The organism is Streptomyces sp. NPDC002467 (genome assembly GCF_042889825.1).
In the GTDB taxonomy this organism is placed as follows: domain Bacteria; phylum Actinomycetota; class Actinomycetes; order Streptomycetales; family Streptomycetaceae; genus Streptomyces.
The window spans coordinates 26146-41192 of sequence record NZ_JBIARJ010000014.1; the positions used below are offsets into that span (position 1 = coordinate 26146).

The 15047-nt window shown below is 67.6% G+C and carries 13 protein-coding genes and 1 pseudogene; 7 read left to right on the forward strand and 7 right to left on the reverse strand.

Annotation, left to right across the window (positions count from 1 at the left end; translation table 11 throughout):
- Positions 1-37: 37 nt before the first annotated feature.
- Positions 38-1147: a Ku protein gene (locus ACFYYJ_RS26610; RefSeq protein WP_389136055.1), complete on the reverse strand. Its 1110-nt coding sequence runs from the start codon at positions 1145-1147 to the stop codon at positions 38-40.
- A gap of 40 nt (positions 1148-1187) precedes the next feature.
- Between ACFYYJ_RS26610 and ligD the strand changes: the two genes are divergently transcribed.
- The gene (ligD, locus tag ACFYYJ_RS26615; protein WP_389136058.1) at positions 1188-2072 is read left to right on the forward strand and encodes a non-homologous end-joining DNA ligase; all 885 of its coding nucleotides are present in this window, start codon (positions 1188-1190) and stop codon (positions 2070-2072) included.
- A gap of 259 nt (positions 2073-2331) precedes the next feature.
- Positions 2332-3234 carry a DNA ligase gene (locus ACFYYJ_RS26620; protein ID WP_389136061.1) on the forward strand — a complete coding sequence of 301 codons (903 nt, stop codon included), beginning with the start codon at positions 2332-2334 and terminating at the stop codon, positions 3232-3234.
- Positions 3235-3349: 115 nt separating this feature from the next.
- Here ACFYYJ_RS26620 and ACFYYJ_RS26625 read toward each other — a convergent pair whose 3' ends face one another.
- The 4 genes from ACFYYJ_RS26625 to ACFYYJ_RS26640 form a co-directional block, all read right to left on the reverse strand.
- Positions 3350-4186: a hypothetical protein gene (locus tag ACFYYJ_RS26625; protein ID WP_389136063.1), complete on the reverse strand. Its 837-nt coding sequence runs from the start codon at positions 4184-4186 to the stop codon at positions 3350-3352.
- Positions 4187-4332: 146 nt separating this feature from the next.
- Positions 4333-5322 (reverse strand): hypothetical protein, encoded by a 990-nt coding sequence (locus ACFYYJ_RS26630; RefSeq protein ID WP_385364492.1) that lies wholly within the window; start codon positions 5320-5322, stop codon positions 4333-4335.
- Between the two features lie 29 nt (positions 5323-5351).
- Positions 5352-7637 carry a hypothetical protein gene (locus ACFYYJ_RS26635; RefSeq protein ID WP_389136066.1) on the reverse strand — a complete coding sequence of 762 codons (2286 nt, stop codon included), beginning with the start codon at positions 7635-7637 and terminating at the stop codon, positions 5352-5354.
- A gap of 9 nt (positions 7638-7646) precedes the next feature.
- A complete protein-coding gene (locus ACFYYJ_RS26640; RefSeq protein WP_389136069.1) occupies positions 7647-8081 on the reverse strand; it encodes a hypothetical protein in 435 nt (144 codons plus the stop codon).
- 221 nt (positions 8082-8302) lie between these two features.
- Between ACFYYJ_RS26640 and ACFYYJ_RS26645 the strand changes: the two are divergent.
- A pseudogene (locus ACFYYJ_RS26645) lies at positions 8303-9115 on the forward strand (ATP-dependent DNA ligase); the annotation flags it as partial.
- 52 nt (positions 9116-9167) lie between these two features.
- On the opposite strand, the gene ACFYYJ_RS26650 reads toward ACFYYJ_RS26645, so the two are convergent.
- A complete protein-coding gene (locus tag ACFYYJ_RS26650; protein WP_385364484.1) occupies positions 9168-9563 on the reverse strand; it encodes a DUF6479 family protein in 396 nt (131 codons plus the stop codon).
- 68 nt (positions 9564-9631) lie between these two features.
- Positions 9632-10618: an XdhC family protein gene (locus ACFYYJ_RS26655; protein ID WP_385364482.1), complete on the reverse strand. Its 987-nt coding sequence runs from the start codon at positions 10616-10618 to the stop codon at positions 9632-9634.
- Positions 10619-11032: 414 nt separating this feature from the next.
- Here ACFYYJ_RS26655 and ACFYYJ_RS26660 point away from each other — a divergent pair, with 414 nt between their 5' ends.
- The 4 genes from ACFYYJ_RS26660 to ACFYYJ_RS26675 all read left to right on the forward strand — a co-directional run bounded on the left by ACFYYJ_RS26660 (position 11033) and on the right by ACFYYJ_RS26675 (position 15044).
- A complete protein-coding gene (locus ACFYYJ_RS26660; RefSeq protein ID WP_385364480.1) occupies positions 11033-11443 on the forward strand; it encodes a hypothetical protein in 411 nt (136 codons plus the stop codon).
- Positions 11440-12927, forward strand: coding sequence for a hypothetical protein (locus tag ACFYYJ_RS26665; RefSeq protein WP_389136073.1), 1488 nt, complete (start codon positions 11440-11442; stop codon positions 12925-12927). The genes ACFYYJ_RS26660 and ACFYYJ_RS26665 overlap by 4 nt, the downstream gene beginning before the upstream one ends.
- Positions 12924-13538: a hypothetical protein gene (locus tag ACFYYJ_RS26670; protein WP_385364477.1), complete on the forward strand. Its 615-nt coding sequence runs from the start codon at positions 12924-12926 to the stop codon at positions 13536-13538. Before ACFYYJ_RS26665 ends, ACFYYJ_RS26670 begins: the two co-directional genes overlap by 4 nt.
- 1038 nt (positions 13539-14576) lie before the next feature.
- The gene (locus tag ACFYYJ_RS26675; RefSeq protein WP_389136320.1) at positions 14577-15044 is read left to right on the forward strand and encodes a DUF4240 domain-containing protein; all 468 of its coding nucleotides are present in this window, start codon (positions 14577-14579) and stop codon (positions 15042-15044) included.
- Positions 15045-15047: the final 3 nt, after the last annotated feature.

A 15047-nucleotide genomic window follows, 5' to 3' on the forward strand; every position in this document is an offset into this window, starting at 1 on the left:
CACCCGCCCCACCCACCAACCCACCCACCACGCACACTCAGGCAGAGGTCCGCTTCCGCGGCGTGGCAGCCTTCTTCGAACCGGCCGCCGTCTTCTTCGCAGCGGCCGAAGTGGACTTCGTACCCCCCGCCTTGCCCGCGGTCGTCGACTTCGACGTCGACTTGGACGTGGACTTGGTCGCCGCCGCCGTCTTCTTGGAGGCCGCCGCAGTCTTCTTGGCCGAAGCCGCCGTCGACTTCTTCCCCCCGACCGCCTTCGGCGCAGCCGCAGCCGACGCCGCCCGCTTCCGCCGAATCGGGGTGACCTCGGCCTCCGCCGCCTCCTCGCCGGACGCACCGGCAGCGCCGGAGTCGCCCCCGCCCTCCCCCCGAGACGCCTTCGCCGCCCGAACACTCCGCTCCAACGCCGCCATCAGGTCGATCACCTGCCCGCCGGCCGGCTCCACCACCGCCTCCGACGACGGCTCGAACGCCCCGCCCGCCTTCGCCGTGATCAGCTCCTCCACGGCCTCCCGGTACTCGTCCTTCAGTGAGCTCAGCTCCACGTCCCCCAACGTGGCCATCAGGGCGTCCGCCAGGTCGAGTTCGGCGTCCCGTACCGAAACCGAGGCTTCCGGAGCCACCCCCTCCGGCTCCCGGATCTCGTCCGGCCACAGCAGCCCGTGCATCGCGATCACGTCACCGACGACCCGCAGCATCCCCAACCGCTCGCGCCCCCGCAGCGCGTACTTGGCGATCGCGACCTTCCGGCTCCGCTTCAACGCCTCCCGCAGCAGCGTGTACGGCTTCGCCGCCGTCGCCCCGTTCGCCGCCAGGTAGTACGCCGCGTCCATCTGGAGCGGATCGATCTCCTCGGCCGGGACGAACGACATGATCTCGATGGTCCGGGCGGTGGCCAGCGGCAGCTGCGCCAGGTCCTCCTCCGTGATCGGGACGATCGACCCGTCGGCCTCCTCGTACCCCTTGCCGATCTCGGCGGCCGGCACTTCCTCCCCGTCCAGTTCGCACACCTTGCGGTACCGGACACGACCCCCGTCGGCGAGGTGGATCTGGCGGAAGGAGATCGAGTGGCTCTCAGTGGCGTTCACGAGCTTGATCGGAATGCTGACCAAGCCGAAGGAGATCGCCCCGTTCCAAATGGATCGCATCGCTCGCCCGCTTCGTCCGATTTCGTGGCAGTCTCATCGTATGACGCCGATCACATTGGTGGAGGGCCGTCGCATCACGCTCAGCAATCTCGACAAGGTCATCTACCCCGAGACCGGCTTCACGAAGGGCGAGGTGCTGCACTACTACGCCACCGTCGCCTCCCCCTTCCTGGCCCACGTCGACAACCGCCCGGTCTCCTTCCTGCGCTACCCGGACGGCCCGGACGGCCAGCTCTTCTTCACCAAGAACCCGCCGCCCGGCACGCCCGACTGGGTGAGGACCACCCCCGTGCCCCGCTCCGACGAGCCGTCCGCCGAACAGGTCGTCGTCGCCGACATGCCTTCCCTCATGTGGGCCGCGAACCTGGTCGTCGAGTTCCACACCCCCCAGTGGCCCGCCGGCAGCCCCGCCGTCGCCGACCGCCTGATCCTCGACCTCGACCCGGGCCCGCCCGCCTCCGTAGTCGAGTGCTGCGCCGCCGCCCTCTGGCTGCGCGACCGGCTCGCCGCCGACGGCCTGAGCGCCTACGCCAAAACCTCGGGCTCCAAGGGCCTGCACCTCTCCGTCCCCCTGGAACCGACCCCGTCCGCGCAGGTCTCCGCGTACGCCAAGGCACTCGCCCAGGAGGCCGAACGCGCGCTCCCCGCCCTGATCGTCCACCGCATGGCGAAGGCCCTGCGCCCCGGGAAGGTCTTCGTCGACCACAGCCAGAACGCCGCCGCCAAGACCACCGCGGCCCCCTACACCCTGCGCGCCAGGAGACTGCCGACCGTCTCCGCACCCGTCTCCTGGAAGGAGGTCCAGGCCTGCCGCACCCCCGCCGACCTGCTCTTCCTCGCCGACGACATCGGACCGCGGCTCGCCCGCGACGGTGACCTCTTCGCCCCTCTCCTCGATCCCGACCTGGCAGGGCGACTGCCGTGATCCGCGTCGCGCCGGCCGCTGCCGTACGGACACTGCCGCGCGGGGCCGGACTGACGTACGAGCCGAAGTTCGACGGTTCTCCAGACACTTTGAGATGTCTCATCCGGGTGCCTCTCCGAGCCCGTCGTCATCCCACTCGACCGTGCTCACACCATCCGTGAGTGACCTTCGAGCCCGCGCGCGAGGCTGTTCCGGTGACAGGCCAGCCGGACCAGCGAGCCCCACCGTCCCGAAGACCGGGCCGGCAGACCCTGGCGGAATGGATGAGAGTTCGCCGAACGTGGTCCTCCAACCGCCCCTCGAAGTCATGCGCCCGCGCCCGGCTGATGAGATCCCCGAGCAGGACAGCATGCCTGGGGGGTTTCAGTACTCCCTCAAGCTGGATGGGTTTCGCTCACTCGCCTTCATCTTGGAGGGCGGAAGAGTGTTCTTGCAGTCACGATCCGGGAGGGACCTCACCGGAGAGTTCTCGGAGGTTTCCGCCTACCTGCAACAGAATCTACCGCCCGGAATCGTCCTGGACGGCGAGCTCTGCGCCTACCGCGACGGGCGACTGAACTTCACTGATCTGCTTCGATCCCGGGCAGATCGCGAACGGTCAGGAATTCCGGTCTACTACATCGCCTTCGACATCCTCGCCATCCCAGGAACTGACGTCAGGGGCCTGCCTCTGTCGGAGCGGTGGGAGCTCCTCGGTGCGGCTTTGGGCGATGCCGAGCCGCCCCTTCAGCGTGTGCTGGCCACGCTGGACGAGGGAATCGCGTACCTCTGGTTTCGCGAGATGAGGGCTGTGGGCGTCGAAGGGATCGTGGCGAAGTCGCTCCGTTCGACCTATCTGCCGGGGGAAACATGGGCCTGGAGGAAGATCAGGCACTCCGATACCCGAGACGGCAGACTCCTCGGCGTGTTCGGCCCGGAACAGCGACCGCACGCTCTCCTCGTGGAGTTTCCCGACGGCCGAACCGTGAAGACATCGCCGCGCCTGACGGGAATGCAGGCTCGGGAGGTCGGCGAATCCGTACGTGGTCTCCTGGGTGAGCGGACCGAACATCCCGACCACGGCCTCATGACCCCAGTCGTCGAGCCTGTCCTGGTTGAAGTACGGGAGACGGCCGGTCGCCACGAGACGGCGAAGTTCGTGCGTGTCCGGTTCGAGGGATGAGGTAGCGCGTTCTCCAACCGAAGAGCGCCCCGCACGGGAACATCATCCGCTCAAGACGCACACAGCGTCGTTCGGCGTCGCCCTGCGCCATGCCGCCTGGTTGACGCGCGACATGTCAGGGCTTGATCTCGTGGTACGCGCTGAGTGCGCTGCGTTCGACATTGGCGAGCAGTCCCTGCTGGGTCTGTTCATCCATCTTGCGCTGCTGGGCCCACGTGCGGGCCATATCGACACCTTGCGTACGCAGCAGGTCGAAGGGCTCCTCCGCGGAGGCGGTCTTCAGGTTCTGGAGCCATGCCGCGGTGAGATGGGCGGCCTGGGGATCCTGATCACTCTTCGAGGAGGCCTGTCCGTCCAACAGGGTGTCCAGGACAGCCGTGCGCCACGCCCGCGCCTGCCCCTTGTCCTTGCCGTGAGCGACCGCGTCGGCGATGCCGTCGAGGATGCCGAGTGCTCGCGCGCTCTCCGTCGGGGGAACGCTGAGGCTGTGGTCCGTGGCGTCGGCGGGGACCGCCGCGAGCCTCTGAGCCGTGGTCCGGGTCTCCGTCATGCGCAGCAATGCGTAGGCCTCGGGATCCTGCGTTACAGCGCGGACGACCCTCCTGAGGGTGTCGGCGAGGACGGTGAGGTGGTGGGTGCCGTCGGACTGCCACGGCGGGGCCTGGGGTGCGGCCTTGGCCAGGAAGTCGGTGATGCCAATACCGCCGAGCATCTCGTGCAGATCGGGTGCGTAGTCGGCCAGGGCGGTGGCAAGGGGGATACGCAGTGCGGGATCCAGGGTGAGTTCCGCTGGTTCTCCGGATCCGAGGGCGACGAGCACGTCCTTCAGCGCCTGGGCCTGAGCCTGGGTGTGACGGCCGGGAGCGTCCCCGGCCGACGCCTTCACGATGGCCTGGGCAAGAGCTGCGCAGTTCATGCCCGGGTGGACTGCCGCGCCCAATGACTTCTGCACACGTTCGTCCCCGGCCAGGCCATTGCACGGTTCAGCGGTTTCCCTGCTGAGCAGCAGCCATGCCCCAACGCCTCCCAGCAGAGCCAGACATAGCCCGAGCACGATGAACGACTTCACCCGTGTCGCTCGCGGGTGGTCTCCCCCCGTCATGACCCGGTCAGCTCGTTCAAAGCGTCCCGGTACGCGCTGCCGCCGCGCTCTTCCACTTGGGTGAGCAGGGCCGTCAGCGGTGCGGCATCGACGTTTCGTTCCTGGGCCCAAGTGCGGGTCATATCCACTGCCTGGGTGCGGAGCCGGGCCATCCGCTCCTGCTCCGGCGCTGTCCTCAGACCGTTTAGCCACTCAGCGGTGATGGCCGCTGAATCATGACTGGCTGCGGTGGAGGGGGGTGTGGCCACCAGATGGCTGCTGACCGCAGACTCCCACTGGCTCTTGTTCTTTCCGATGTCGCGAGTCACCGCAGATGCGATCGCGTCGAACGTACCGAGCGCTTTGGAGTTGCGGACTGCGGGCATCGAGAAGTTGGCGCCTGTGGCGCCGCCCGGCACAGCAGCGAGTTCCTGTGCGGCGTACCGGGTCTCCGCGATACGCAGAGTTGCGTATGCTGCTGGGTCCTCGGACACGGCGCGCAGAACGTGCTGGAGCGTCGACTGGTACACCGCCAGGCGGAAGCCGTCGGGTGATTCCCAGGGTGCTGCCTCTGTGCCGTCCTTCATGGCGTACTCGCCGTCGAGCGAGTGGAGCATGGTGTGGGTGTCCGCCGCGTAGTCCGCAAGCGCGGTCGCCAACGGCCGGCGCAGCGCCGGGTCGAGCCGGAGAGACTTACCATCGGGGAATCCCAGCGCGAGCAGGACGGACTTCATGGTTTGGGCCTGAGCCAAGGAGTGCCGTCCAGGCACTTCGCCCACGGTGGCCCTCTGGATGGCCTCGCCCAGCCCTGCGCAGCTCGGGCTCGGTGTGAGGGCGCTGCCCAGAGATTGCCGGACTCGCTTGTCCTTCAGCAACCCGTTGCACGGCACGGCCGTGTCCCGACCGATCAGCAGCCATACGGCGATGCCACCCACCAGGGCCAGGCATACTCCCAGCACGACGAACGCCATGGTGGCGGGGCGGCCGCGAACGACTGTCTCAGGCATGGTGTTCCTCATATGCCGTGCCGGCACAGCTAGTTGGTTGTGTCCGTCAGATACTTCTGGGCTGTGTTCACGCCGCGGTCGTGGCCATGGAGGATGACGTCGCTGAGCTGCTGCACCGCATTGCCACTCAGCTCCGGTCGGTCCTTGGCCCACTCGCCGACCATGATCGGTACCTGCTTGTTGACGCTGAGGTACTTATCGGCGACTTCCCCGTTCGCCTTCGTGTCTGCCTCCGCCTTCATGTCGTTGCCCATGACCCATGCCCAGACGTCGACCCCGCGCTGCTGCGAGTCGCCGAGAGCAAGGGTCATGCCGCCCGCCGTCGTGAAGTACAGGGGTGTCACAGCGCCGCCGATCACGTGATAGGCGATCTTCGACTTCCAGTCCGCTTCGCTGTACGCGGCCATGCGGCCGTCGTTGATGACGTCCTCCCGGATGGAGCTGAACGCCCCCAACGCCGCTCCAGCCTTGCTCAGGGGGTTGGACTGATCGGGGCCGAGGGCACCGTTCGGAATCCGTCCCATTTCCAGATCGATGTACCGCGACTCCGCCTTGTGGAGTGTGGCGTACGCTTCGGGATCGTCCGAGAGGCCGCGCATGAACTGCACCAGGTCCTTCTGCGACGCCGACATGTGGGTTGTACCGCCGGCCTGGAAGTAGCCAGTCCCATCCGCGGCGATGTAGCGGGAGTCCAAGCCGGCCAGGATTTCGTGGGTATCCGCCGCGTACGAGCTCAGAGCCCGGGCCAAGGGTTCGCTCACGTTCTTGTGAATCGTCTGAGAGGGGCCGAGCTCGCCGATGACGTCGTGCATGACGCGTGCCTGGGCGTCGGTGTGCGGCATCTCTGGCCAGGGGTCCTGCTTCGGGCCGAGCGGAGTGTGACCTGTGGCAGCAGCCTCCAAGGCCAAGCCGAGACCGACGCGGCTGGTCGGATGGTCCAGCGTTGTGACCTGATAGCCGAGTACCTCATTGTGGGGCCACTCGCGGGTTCCGTTGCCACTGCCTGCCAGGTAGTGCAGATGATCGTTGGTGACCTTGTCACCGTCCGGGCCGTTGCCCTTCGCGTCGAAGAATGCCGTCGCCGCGTCGGGGTTCTTGCTCATGACACCGAGGAGCCTGTCGATGGCATCCGTCTCGATGCCGTCGTGACCGGCTCCATACTGGATGAACATGCCGGGATGGTTCTTCTCGGCAGATATGAGGTCGTCGCCGAGGTCATACAGGAACTGGTCGTCGAACGCGGTGTCGGCGTGCTGCATCAGATTGACGAACGACTGGTAGCCGTAGAGCGGGTTGTACTTCTCCCCGGTCGCCGCGACGCCAGCCTTGTCCAGGCCGTCGGTGAACTCCCGGTAGAACTTGCCGTCGGAGCCGGCCAGCCACTCCTTGAAGTTCTTGGACCCGGGCGGGGCGTCGGAGACCTTCCCTGGGACCTCAGTGGCACCCGCCAGCGTATTGGCGAGGCCCTTCTGGAGGTTCTGGTACCGGTCGCTGTTCTTCTTGTCCGAGTGAAGTGCCCGGTCGTTGAGCTTGTCCGTCAGCGTGATGGTGCCGCCGGGTCCGATGCCCGAGAGGAAGGTCTGGCTGAACGCTCTGTTCCCGGCGTTGTCGCGGAAGGAGCGGTCGAGCTCGGCGTAGTCGGCGGCCGAGACGTTCCCACCGCTGTTGATGCGGGTGGCGATGTCCTCGGCGTTGCGGGCCTCGTAGACCTCGATGTCGTTCTGCGCGCCGGCGTTGAAGCCGTTGTACGTCTCGTCGTTGCCCTTGCCGAAGGCGTCCTTGTTGCTGTCGACACCCACCGCGTCGAGCGCGATCTTGACGCCCTGGTCGGCTTCCGAGACGGCCTTCACGCAGTCGTCGAGGTGCTGCTGCCACTGTGTGACGGCCTTCTGTAGCTCGGCCTTGCCGTCCGGATCGTGCTGGTAGGCGCTTCGCTCGGACGGGGTGAGCTTGGCGTGGTCGAAGGCGACGTTCCCCTGTTCGGAGACGATCATGCCCGCGGCTATCGCCTTGTCCCGTGCGGTCTCAAGTCTGTTCTTCAGGTCGGTGAACTGACCGTGCGCGTCTCGCAGCAGCCCGGCTATGGCCTTGGCCTGGATCTGTGCCGCGGAGTACTCGTACCGGGTGGCTGCGAAGTTGGTGTGGGCGACGCCGGCGCTGATGCCGGTCCAGTTCTGGCCCATGGTGATCTTCTGGACGCTGTCGCCGTACCGGTCTTCGACCTTCTTGATCTCACCGGCCATGGATTCCCACTTGTCGGCCGCAGCCGTCAGCAGGCCCAGATCCGTCGTCATCACTTCGTAGTACGTCAGCACCCGCGACCCCTACACCCCGTGAAGTTTCGACTGGCCGATCGGCCGGAACTGGTCACCCAGACCGATGTCATTGCGCACGATGAGACCGTATGCCCCACGCAACTGAATCTTCTCGGCCCCGAGGCGCCCCATCAGGACCTTTACCTGCTTGTCCCAGGTATCCGCGAGCTTCTTCAGGCCCGCTGCGGTGTCCCACCCGTCGAAGCCCTTGACCGCGGTGTTGGTCGCCTCGTCAGCGTGCTCCGTGGCCGTCTTCGTCTTGTCCTCAAGCTCATTTTCGATCGTGTTCGCGGCCGCGTTCTTCTCCGCCGGTGTGGACCCGAACGTCCCCGATCCCCCAGGTGCGAGCGGTCCTGCGGGAGCGCCCGTACCGTTCAAGCGCATGTCGACCTGACCCGACGCGTCAGCGCGTGACTGGCCCCATTCCCGGTCGAAATCCCCCATGATGCACCTTCCGCCGAAACTTCTCGTGATCATAGGCATGGCCACTGCACCGGGCCCACCGGCTTTCGCGCCACACTGGCCGATCACGCCACAGGACGCATACAGCCACCGGGTGTAACTCTGCGTTGACACGAAACGTAGTAGCGGCGTCCAGCGCCTTTCAGCAGTGCCGAAAAGAGAACTTCGATGCGTCTCATGAGACACATCGAAGTCTGGAGAACGACGGCCACCGCCTCCTCGTCGTGCGCACGGAGGACGACGTCACGCTCCAGGCCCGCTCGGGCCGCATCGTGACCACAGCCTTCCCGGACCTGGTCGCGGCCGCCCTCCGACTGCCCGCCGGGACGGTCCTGGACGGCGAGGTGGTGGTCTGGCACGGGGGTCGTACGAACTTCGCCCTGGTCCAGCGGCGCGCGGCGGCCACGGCGGCCCGCGCGGCCGTGCTCGCCCAGAGCCTGCCGGCCTCGTACGCCGCCTTAGACGTCCTTGAACTGGACGGCCTCGACCTGCGGCCCAGCCCGTACGAGCGCCGCCGTGCACTCCTCGTGGACCTGCTCCTGCCGCTGGGCCCGCCCCTCCAGCCGGTCCCCATGACCACGGACCCGGAACTGGCCGCCACCTGGTACGAGACCCTCCCCGCCAGCGGCATCGAGGGCCTGGTCGTCAAACGCCTGGACCAGCCCTACCCGGCCGGGCGGCGCGGCTGGCGCAAACTGCGGCACACGGACGTCCACGACGCGGCGGTGGTCGGCTACACGGGCACGGCCCGGAGCCCGCGCGCGTTGGTACTCGTCCTCCCGGTCGGCGACGGGACCCCCCTGGTCTCCAGCCCCCTGACCTCGACGCTCCGAGCCGACCTGGCGCAGGAACTGACCACCCGCCCCCGATCCGCCGACCCGCCCCCCACGGTCACGGCGATCGGCTTGGGCGAGGTCCTGTACCGCCCCCTGGACCCGCCCCTCACGGCCGAGGTCCGGGCCGCCTCCGCCCGCCACCCGCCCCCGGAGGTGCTCCGCCTCCGAACAGACCTCTGACCCGCACCGACGGCGCGGGTCAGAGGAAGCGATGACCGGCGATCATCGACGATCAGGCATGGGCACCACGCCCGGCATCCGGCGGAGCCCCCGGCTGCGGGTGCGGGCCGGGCCCCTCGACGTGCTCGTACCCGGACTCCCGTTCCTTCCTGACCTCGTCCGGATGGCTGGAGGTGGTGGAGCCGAAGTTCCCGTACCCCTGCATCTCATGGGGCCTCAGCCCACCGTTGGGGATCTCCACGGGGTCCCGCTCCTCGCGGACCTCGTAGACCGCCCCGCCGTTCGGCAGGTGGGGTTGCTCCTCGGGGGAGGGCGGCGGCGGCTCCTTGGCCCGTACCCGCTGGCCCAGCTTGAACCCGCCGAGCAGCATGGCGACGACGAGCACGCCGACGACCGCGAACCACGCGATGTGGGTGAGAACCGCGTCCACGCTCAGGATCATGTCCATATGACCCATTTTCCCGCACATCCCACCAACATGCGCACTTCGGTACGCGCTCCGTTAGGCACTCCGGGTCAGGGATTGATGGGCCCCACGGTGTCCCGCAGCGCACCGGCCCCGATCCGGGCCCCGAGCACCCCGAGGATCTCCGCACAGATCGCCAGCGCCGTCTCGGCCGGCGTCCGCGCGCCCAGGTCCAGCCCGATCGGCCCGTGGACCAGCCCCAGCTGGGCCTCGGTCACCCCGGCGGCGATCAAGCCCTCCCGCCGCCGCGTCGCCGTACGCCGCGACCCGAGCGCCCCGATGTACGGAACCCCCTCGGCCAGCGCGAACCGCAGCGTCGGCACGTCGAACGCCTCGTCGTGGCTCAGCATGACCACGCACGCCGCGTCCCGCCGCGCCGCGATCACCTTCTTGGCCTCGGCCGCGTGTTCGACGAGCACGGCTTCCCACCCCAGCAGCAGCGCCTGCCGCTCGATGATCCCGGCCAACTCACCCCCGCCCCCGATGACCACGTACGGAGCCGACGGGTACGCCTCGACCAGCACCAGCCCGTTCTCCCCGTACAACGCGTCCCGCCCGGCCCGCCGAGTGGCGAGCAGCTCCCCGGCCCGCCGCGCCGCATCGTCGACCGCCGCCCCATCGGCCCGGACGACCTCACTCACGGCCTGATCGGCGTCCTCGTTCAGTCGGGTCACCAGAGCGACCCCGACCCCCTCCCCGAGCAGCTCCCACCATTCCCCCGGAACGGCGCTCAAGGGCTGCAACAGCACCTCGGCCTGCCCGCCGCAGGTCAGCTTCGCCTCCTCGGCCTCGGCCCGGCGCACGGACACCTCGCACACCCGCGCCGTCACCCCGGCCCCCATGGCCGAGGCCTCGGCCACGAGCTCGGCGTCGAAAACCCCGTGGTACAGCCCGCCGAAACACTCCCCCCGGGCATCGACGAGCACGGCCCCACCCGGATCCCGCGGTCCGAACCCCTGCTCGGTGACGGGCCGCGCCAGGTACGCCACCCGCCCCTCAGCCACCCACTGCCGCGCCGTGTCCACCAGCTCACGCATCCGCGTCGCCCCATCCTCATTGTCAGAGCACGCCACGAAGTGCCTGGTCAGCAGCACAAGGTGGCCTCACCAACCAACCTACGCAGCCGCCCTACCCCCACCCACCCCCCAATCCCACAGACCCCACCCCACCTACCTCGTACAGACCACCGGAACCGCCTGCTCCCCGGCCCCCGCGCCACCTCGACGCCGATGTCCCGCCTCGGGACCGATCAAGGCTCCGGCTCCTCGTGGCCGCTGAACTGCGAAATCCGCATCGAGGTTTCCGACACCCGAGGTGAGCGCCGACCCCGGGCCCGCGACGACCTCCCGGTGCCCCCACCGCCATGGCCGAGCTGGATCTCCCACTGAACTTCCCTTCCCGGTGGGGTTGTTAGGGTGATCGCTTCCGATTCGTACGCCAGGGGGGCTTCGATGACGTTCGACGAGGAATGGGCGGCCGCCAAGCAGGGCGCCGCCACACCGGGCGGTACTTCGTTCGATCTGGTCGTCACCCAGGACGACCTGGGTGCCGTCGGACACGAGGCGTTCGTCGTCCACGGTGAACTGCGCAAGAAATCGGACATCGCCGGCACCGGGGCGACCGGCCGGGCCGCGACCGAATGCTCCATTCGGAACCTGGCCATGGGCCCGGAGCTGTCGGCGACCCTCTCCACGTGGGACTCGCAGGTCAAGACGGTCCTGCAGATGTACGCGCACATCTCCAATCACCTCGACTACTCCAAGAAAGCGCACGCGAACAACGACGAGGTCATCGCCGCCAGCATGCGCCACCGTGACGGGTCCGCCATGTCGGTCTCCGAGATACAGGGGTACGTGAAGTGACCTTCACCTGGACCGACCTCATCACGCTCGACCTCGGCAGGCTGAACGAGTCCGTGGCGGAGTGGAAGACGGCCGCGGAGGAACTCGCGAAGCTGCACGGCACCGTGCGCGACGGCCTCGTGAAGAAGTCGGAGGCCGCCCGCTGGGAGGGGGTCAACGCCGCTGTCACCCGGGAGTTCGTCCGCAGCGCCGCGAAGGAGGTGGACGACCTCCGGCGCGAGGCGCAAAGCATCCAGGCAGTCCTCGCCGACGCCCATGAGGAGCTGACGCGGATCCAGAAGCAGGCGAAGGCCCTGGCCGACGAGGCGAGGGAGGGTGATCCGACCCACGACCCCGAGCCGGACCCCGGGCTGCTGGTGTCCGACGGCGGCGGTGGCAAGGTGCGGGTGGAATCGTCCATCTGTGATGCGAAGGGTCCCAACCAGCGTACTCAGGACATGATCCGCTGGTACGCCGACACGCTCACCAGCCTGGTCAGCCACGCGGCCGAGGTGGACGCGGCCGCTACCCGGGCTCTGCGTGCCTCCCACGGCGCCGACCCGTACAACGCCGGGCACGCCGAGTACACCTCGCTCGACCAGGACCAGCTGCCGCGGGCCATGAAACTGGCCGCACTGGGCGAGACCGCCAAGCCCGACCAGCAGGCTGAACTGCGAAGGCTGTGGCAGTCACTCAGCTCTGACGCCCGCGCGCAGCTGTGGACTGCCCACAGGGGCGACCTGCTTGCCGCCGGACTCTTCAGCCCGTCGGTCAAGCAGGTGGCGCCCGACCGGGGATCCGGCAAGCACGGGGCGGAGGGAATCGAATGGAATGACTGGGTCACCAGGTCGAAGATGCAGGCGCTCGTCGTCTTCGCCGACGGCGGGGACCTGAACGACGCCTCACGTCATATGAAGCACTATCTGGACAACACCGGCACTCCCATGGAGCTCCCCGTCGACAAGATGCTCACCGACAACGACGGATTCCAGAGCCATGTGGACAGGCGCCACCTCCTCAACAACGAGGCGGAATGGCGCGAGCAGGCGCTGGCGGAGTACGAGAGGAACGGCGGCCGGGCCGTCGTGATACCGGTCGAGACCCACAACGAGGACTACTACTTCACCGAGACGGCGGACCGGAACTGGTTCTACGCGGTCGGTGGCACCCGGTCGAACGTGACGGGGGTGGTGACCGTCGTGCCGGGGGCGGACGGCAAACCGGTGGTTGGCCTCGACTACCAGGTCAACGTCTGGGACAGGTACAACTGGGACGAGGGCAAGGGCGTGCACATCGGGAAGTTCGAGATACCCGACGGCGAAATGGGCCAGCAGCACAAAATTGGCCTGGCCCAGGAGTTCAACATGGCCGGAAGTAGTTCGGTCAAGCACTACGAACTGGGCAGCGGCGCCGCCGTGCCTGTCCCGGACGATCCCGGGCGCGCCGGCGAGCGCAGTGATCCCGGTCGCCATGCCCGGGACGGCGGAGGGGATATCGACCGATGAGCCACCCTGAGGTTCCGGCCGGGGTCGGGATTGGAGAGCGGCCCTGGCGGCGAAGGCTCGTCGTCGGTGCCTGGGTGTTCTCCGGCCTGTGCGTTCTCGGCGTCCTCGGCACGGTCCTGATGGTCATGTACGGGTTGCGGTACCCCACCGACGAGCAGAAGAAGTGCTGCTGGGAGCAGAACGTCACGCCCGAGTGGATGGCGAAGACGATGGGGTTCCAAGTGCCGGAGACGGCCACCGACCAGCGGGCCGGGCTTCACACGAACGCTCAGTACGACGTCGCACTGCTCGCGTTCACCGTGACGACCGTGGAGGCGGACCGATTCCTCAAGCCGCTGCAGCCGGAGGGCACGCAATTGGTCCGCAACGCCCACCCCAAGGAGCCGGGGTACACCCGTAGTGACGGGTTCAGTCACCTCGGCCTGCCCGAGCCCGAGACATTTGTCGATGGCATGCGCATCGGCGGTCTCTGCCGTGGTGACGCCAAGACGCCCGAAGGCCAGGCAGTCCAGTTCTGTACGGACATCTACGCACACGAGTTCCAGCCCGGCACCACCCGCATCTACCTTTGGGCCGGCAGTGACGCGTCCATCAAGAAACCGCCGACCTGACGGTGGGGCCTTCAGGCAGACCGAGCCGGGCCTGCCGCAGTTGACAGCAGGGCTCGGTGAGGGGGAACGAAGAACAATGCTCCGCCATAGTCCGCCGACACCATGCCGACGCCCTGCCCGTCATCGAGGCCTACGGGCAGTGGGCGGGGGGTACGGCCGAAGCGCTGTCGAATCTCACGACGCGCCCTGATGTCAGTGGCCTCGACGGGACTCGGGAGCAGTACTACGAGCGGGCGCGACGGGTGATCAGGGATGCGTCCGACTGACGTGTGGCCCACACGATCCTCACACGGGACCAGTGCGTAACAACGACAAAGGCCCGGACTCAGTGGGACTGAGTTCGGGCCTTCATGCTTGGCACTTCAGCTGGTCAGTGGCGTGATCGCACTGTCTCTGCTGGAGTGCCCCCGGCAGGATTCGAACCTGCGCACACGGCTCCGGAGGCCCCGTGCGTCTCACGCAAATCACCTGTTCAGGAGCCTAGGACCAGCGTCCGCAGCCCCGTAGGTCCACGAATGGGCCGCAGCTTGCAGGGGGACCGTTCAAGCGCTGCCTCGGAACACAGTTGCTAGCGGAGGAACGAGTACACCAGCACGACCACCACGAGGACGCCCAGCCATAGTGGGACGCCGGTCGTTGTGAAGCGTCCCTGGTTGTCCCTAGGTTGCGGCCGTCGTCGCTTGGCCATTCCAGCCCCCTACGATCGCGATGCTTCCCAACGCCCAGGGTGGGGCCGACGACCACTCGCAGATAGAGCGAGAACCAGTCGCAACTGTCTGAGCACTAGTTCTGAAGACCACGTACCCACCTCCATCCTGACCAGCCGACCGCTGACCTGCACGTTCCCGCCCGCCTCCCCGGGACTCCCCGAGGCTCCCCACCGAAGACTTCTCGCTCGGGCACGTGGAGGACACTGCCCGTCGGGCTCTGGAGGGATAGAGGCGGTGAGTGGCATACGAGGTTGCGGCATGTGGCTGCCACATCACAGGATGTCGGCGGGTCGATGTCAGACCGCCCTGACATGCTGCGCCCGTGAGAATGACATGGGCCGACTTCTGGTTGCTGATAGGCACGTTGAACGGCCAAGCTACCGAGGCGAGCTGCCGCCGCCTGGCCGAGGAGCTGGGACGTCGCTCCGTTCACGACATCATCGGCTTCGCCGAACGTCATGCCGAGGCCCTCTACCGCTTGGACCAGGAGAGGTTTGGCACCCTTCCTGTCGCCAACCTGAGTGACCAGGACGGGAGCCCCTTCCCTCAGTCGGCCGACCAGTTCCTGTACACACGTTGCGCGGTCGTCGCGGCAGGACAAGCCGTGTGGGAGGGCGTCTTCTTCGACGTCGACAAGTTCGTGCCGTACACCTCCACGGAGTACGACGGCGAGTGGCTGCTGTACGTGCCGGACCGGGCGTACGAACTGGCCATTGGCAAGGAGTGGGACCGCACCACGCGGTACTGCTTCGAGACCTTCTCCAACAGGGATGGCTGGCCGCACTTGCGGAGCTGAGGC

Coding starts and splice junctions, on each gene's coding strand:
- ACFYYJ_RS26610 (WP_389136055.1), bottom strand. CDS start 1,147: ATGCGATCCATTTGGAACGGGGCGATCTCCTTCGGCTTGGTCAGCATT.
- ligD (WP_389136058.1), top strand. CDS start 1,188: ATGACGCCGATCACATTGGTGGAGGGCCGTCGCATCACGCTCAGCAAT.
- ACFYYJ_RS26620 (WP_389136061.1), top strand. CDS start 2,332: ATGGATGAGAGTTCGCCGAACGTGGTCCTCCAACCGCCCCTCGAAGTC.
- ACFYYJ_RS26630 (WP_385364492.1), bottom strand. CDS start 5,322: ATGCCTGAGACAGTCGTTCGCGGCCGCCCCGCCACCATGGCGTTCGTC.
- ACFYYJ_RS26640 (WP_389136069.1), bottom strand. CDS start 8,081: ATGGGGGATTTCGACCGGGAATGGGGCCAGTCACGCGCTGACGCGTCG.
- ACFYYJ_RS26650 (WP_385364484.1), bottom strand. CDS start 9,563: ATGGACATGATCCTGAGCGTGGACGCGGTTCTCACCCACATCGCGTGG.
- ACFYYJ_RS26655 (WP_385364482.1), bottom strand. CDS start 10,618: ATGCGTGAGCTGGTGGACACGGCGCGGCAGTGGGTGGCTGAGGGGCGG.
- ACFYYJ_RS26660 (WP_385364480.1), top strand. CDS start 11,033: ATGACGTTCGACGAGGAATGGGCGGCCGCCAAGCAGGGCGCCGCCACA.
- ACFYYJ_RS26670 (WP_385364477.1), top strand. CDS start 12,924: ATGAGCCACCCTGAGGTTCCGGCCGGGGTCGGGATTGGAGAGCGGCCC.
- ACFYYJ_RS26675 (WP_389136320.1), top strand. CDS start 14,577: ATGACATGGGCCGACTTCTGGTTGCTGATAGGCACGTTGAACGGCCAA.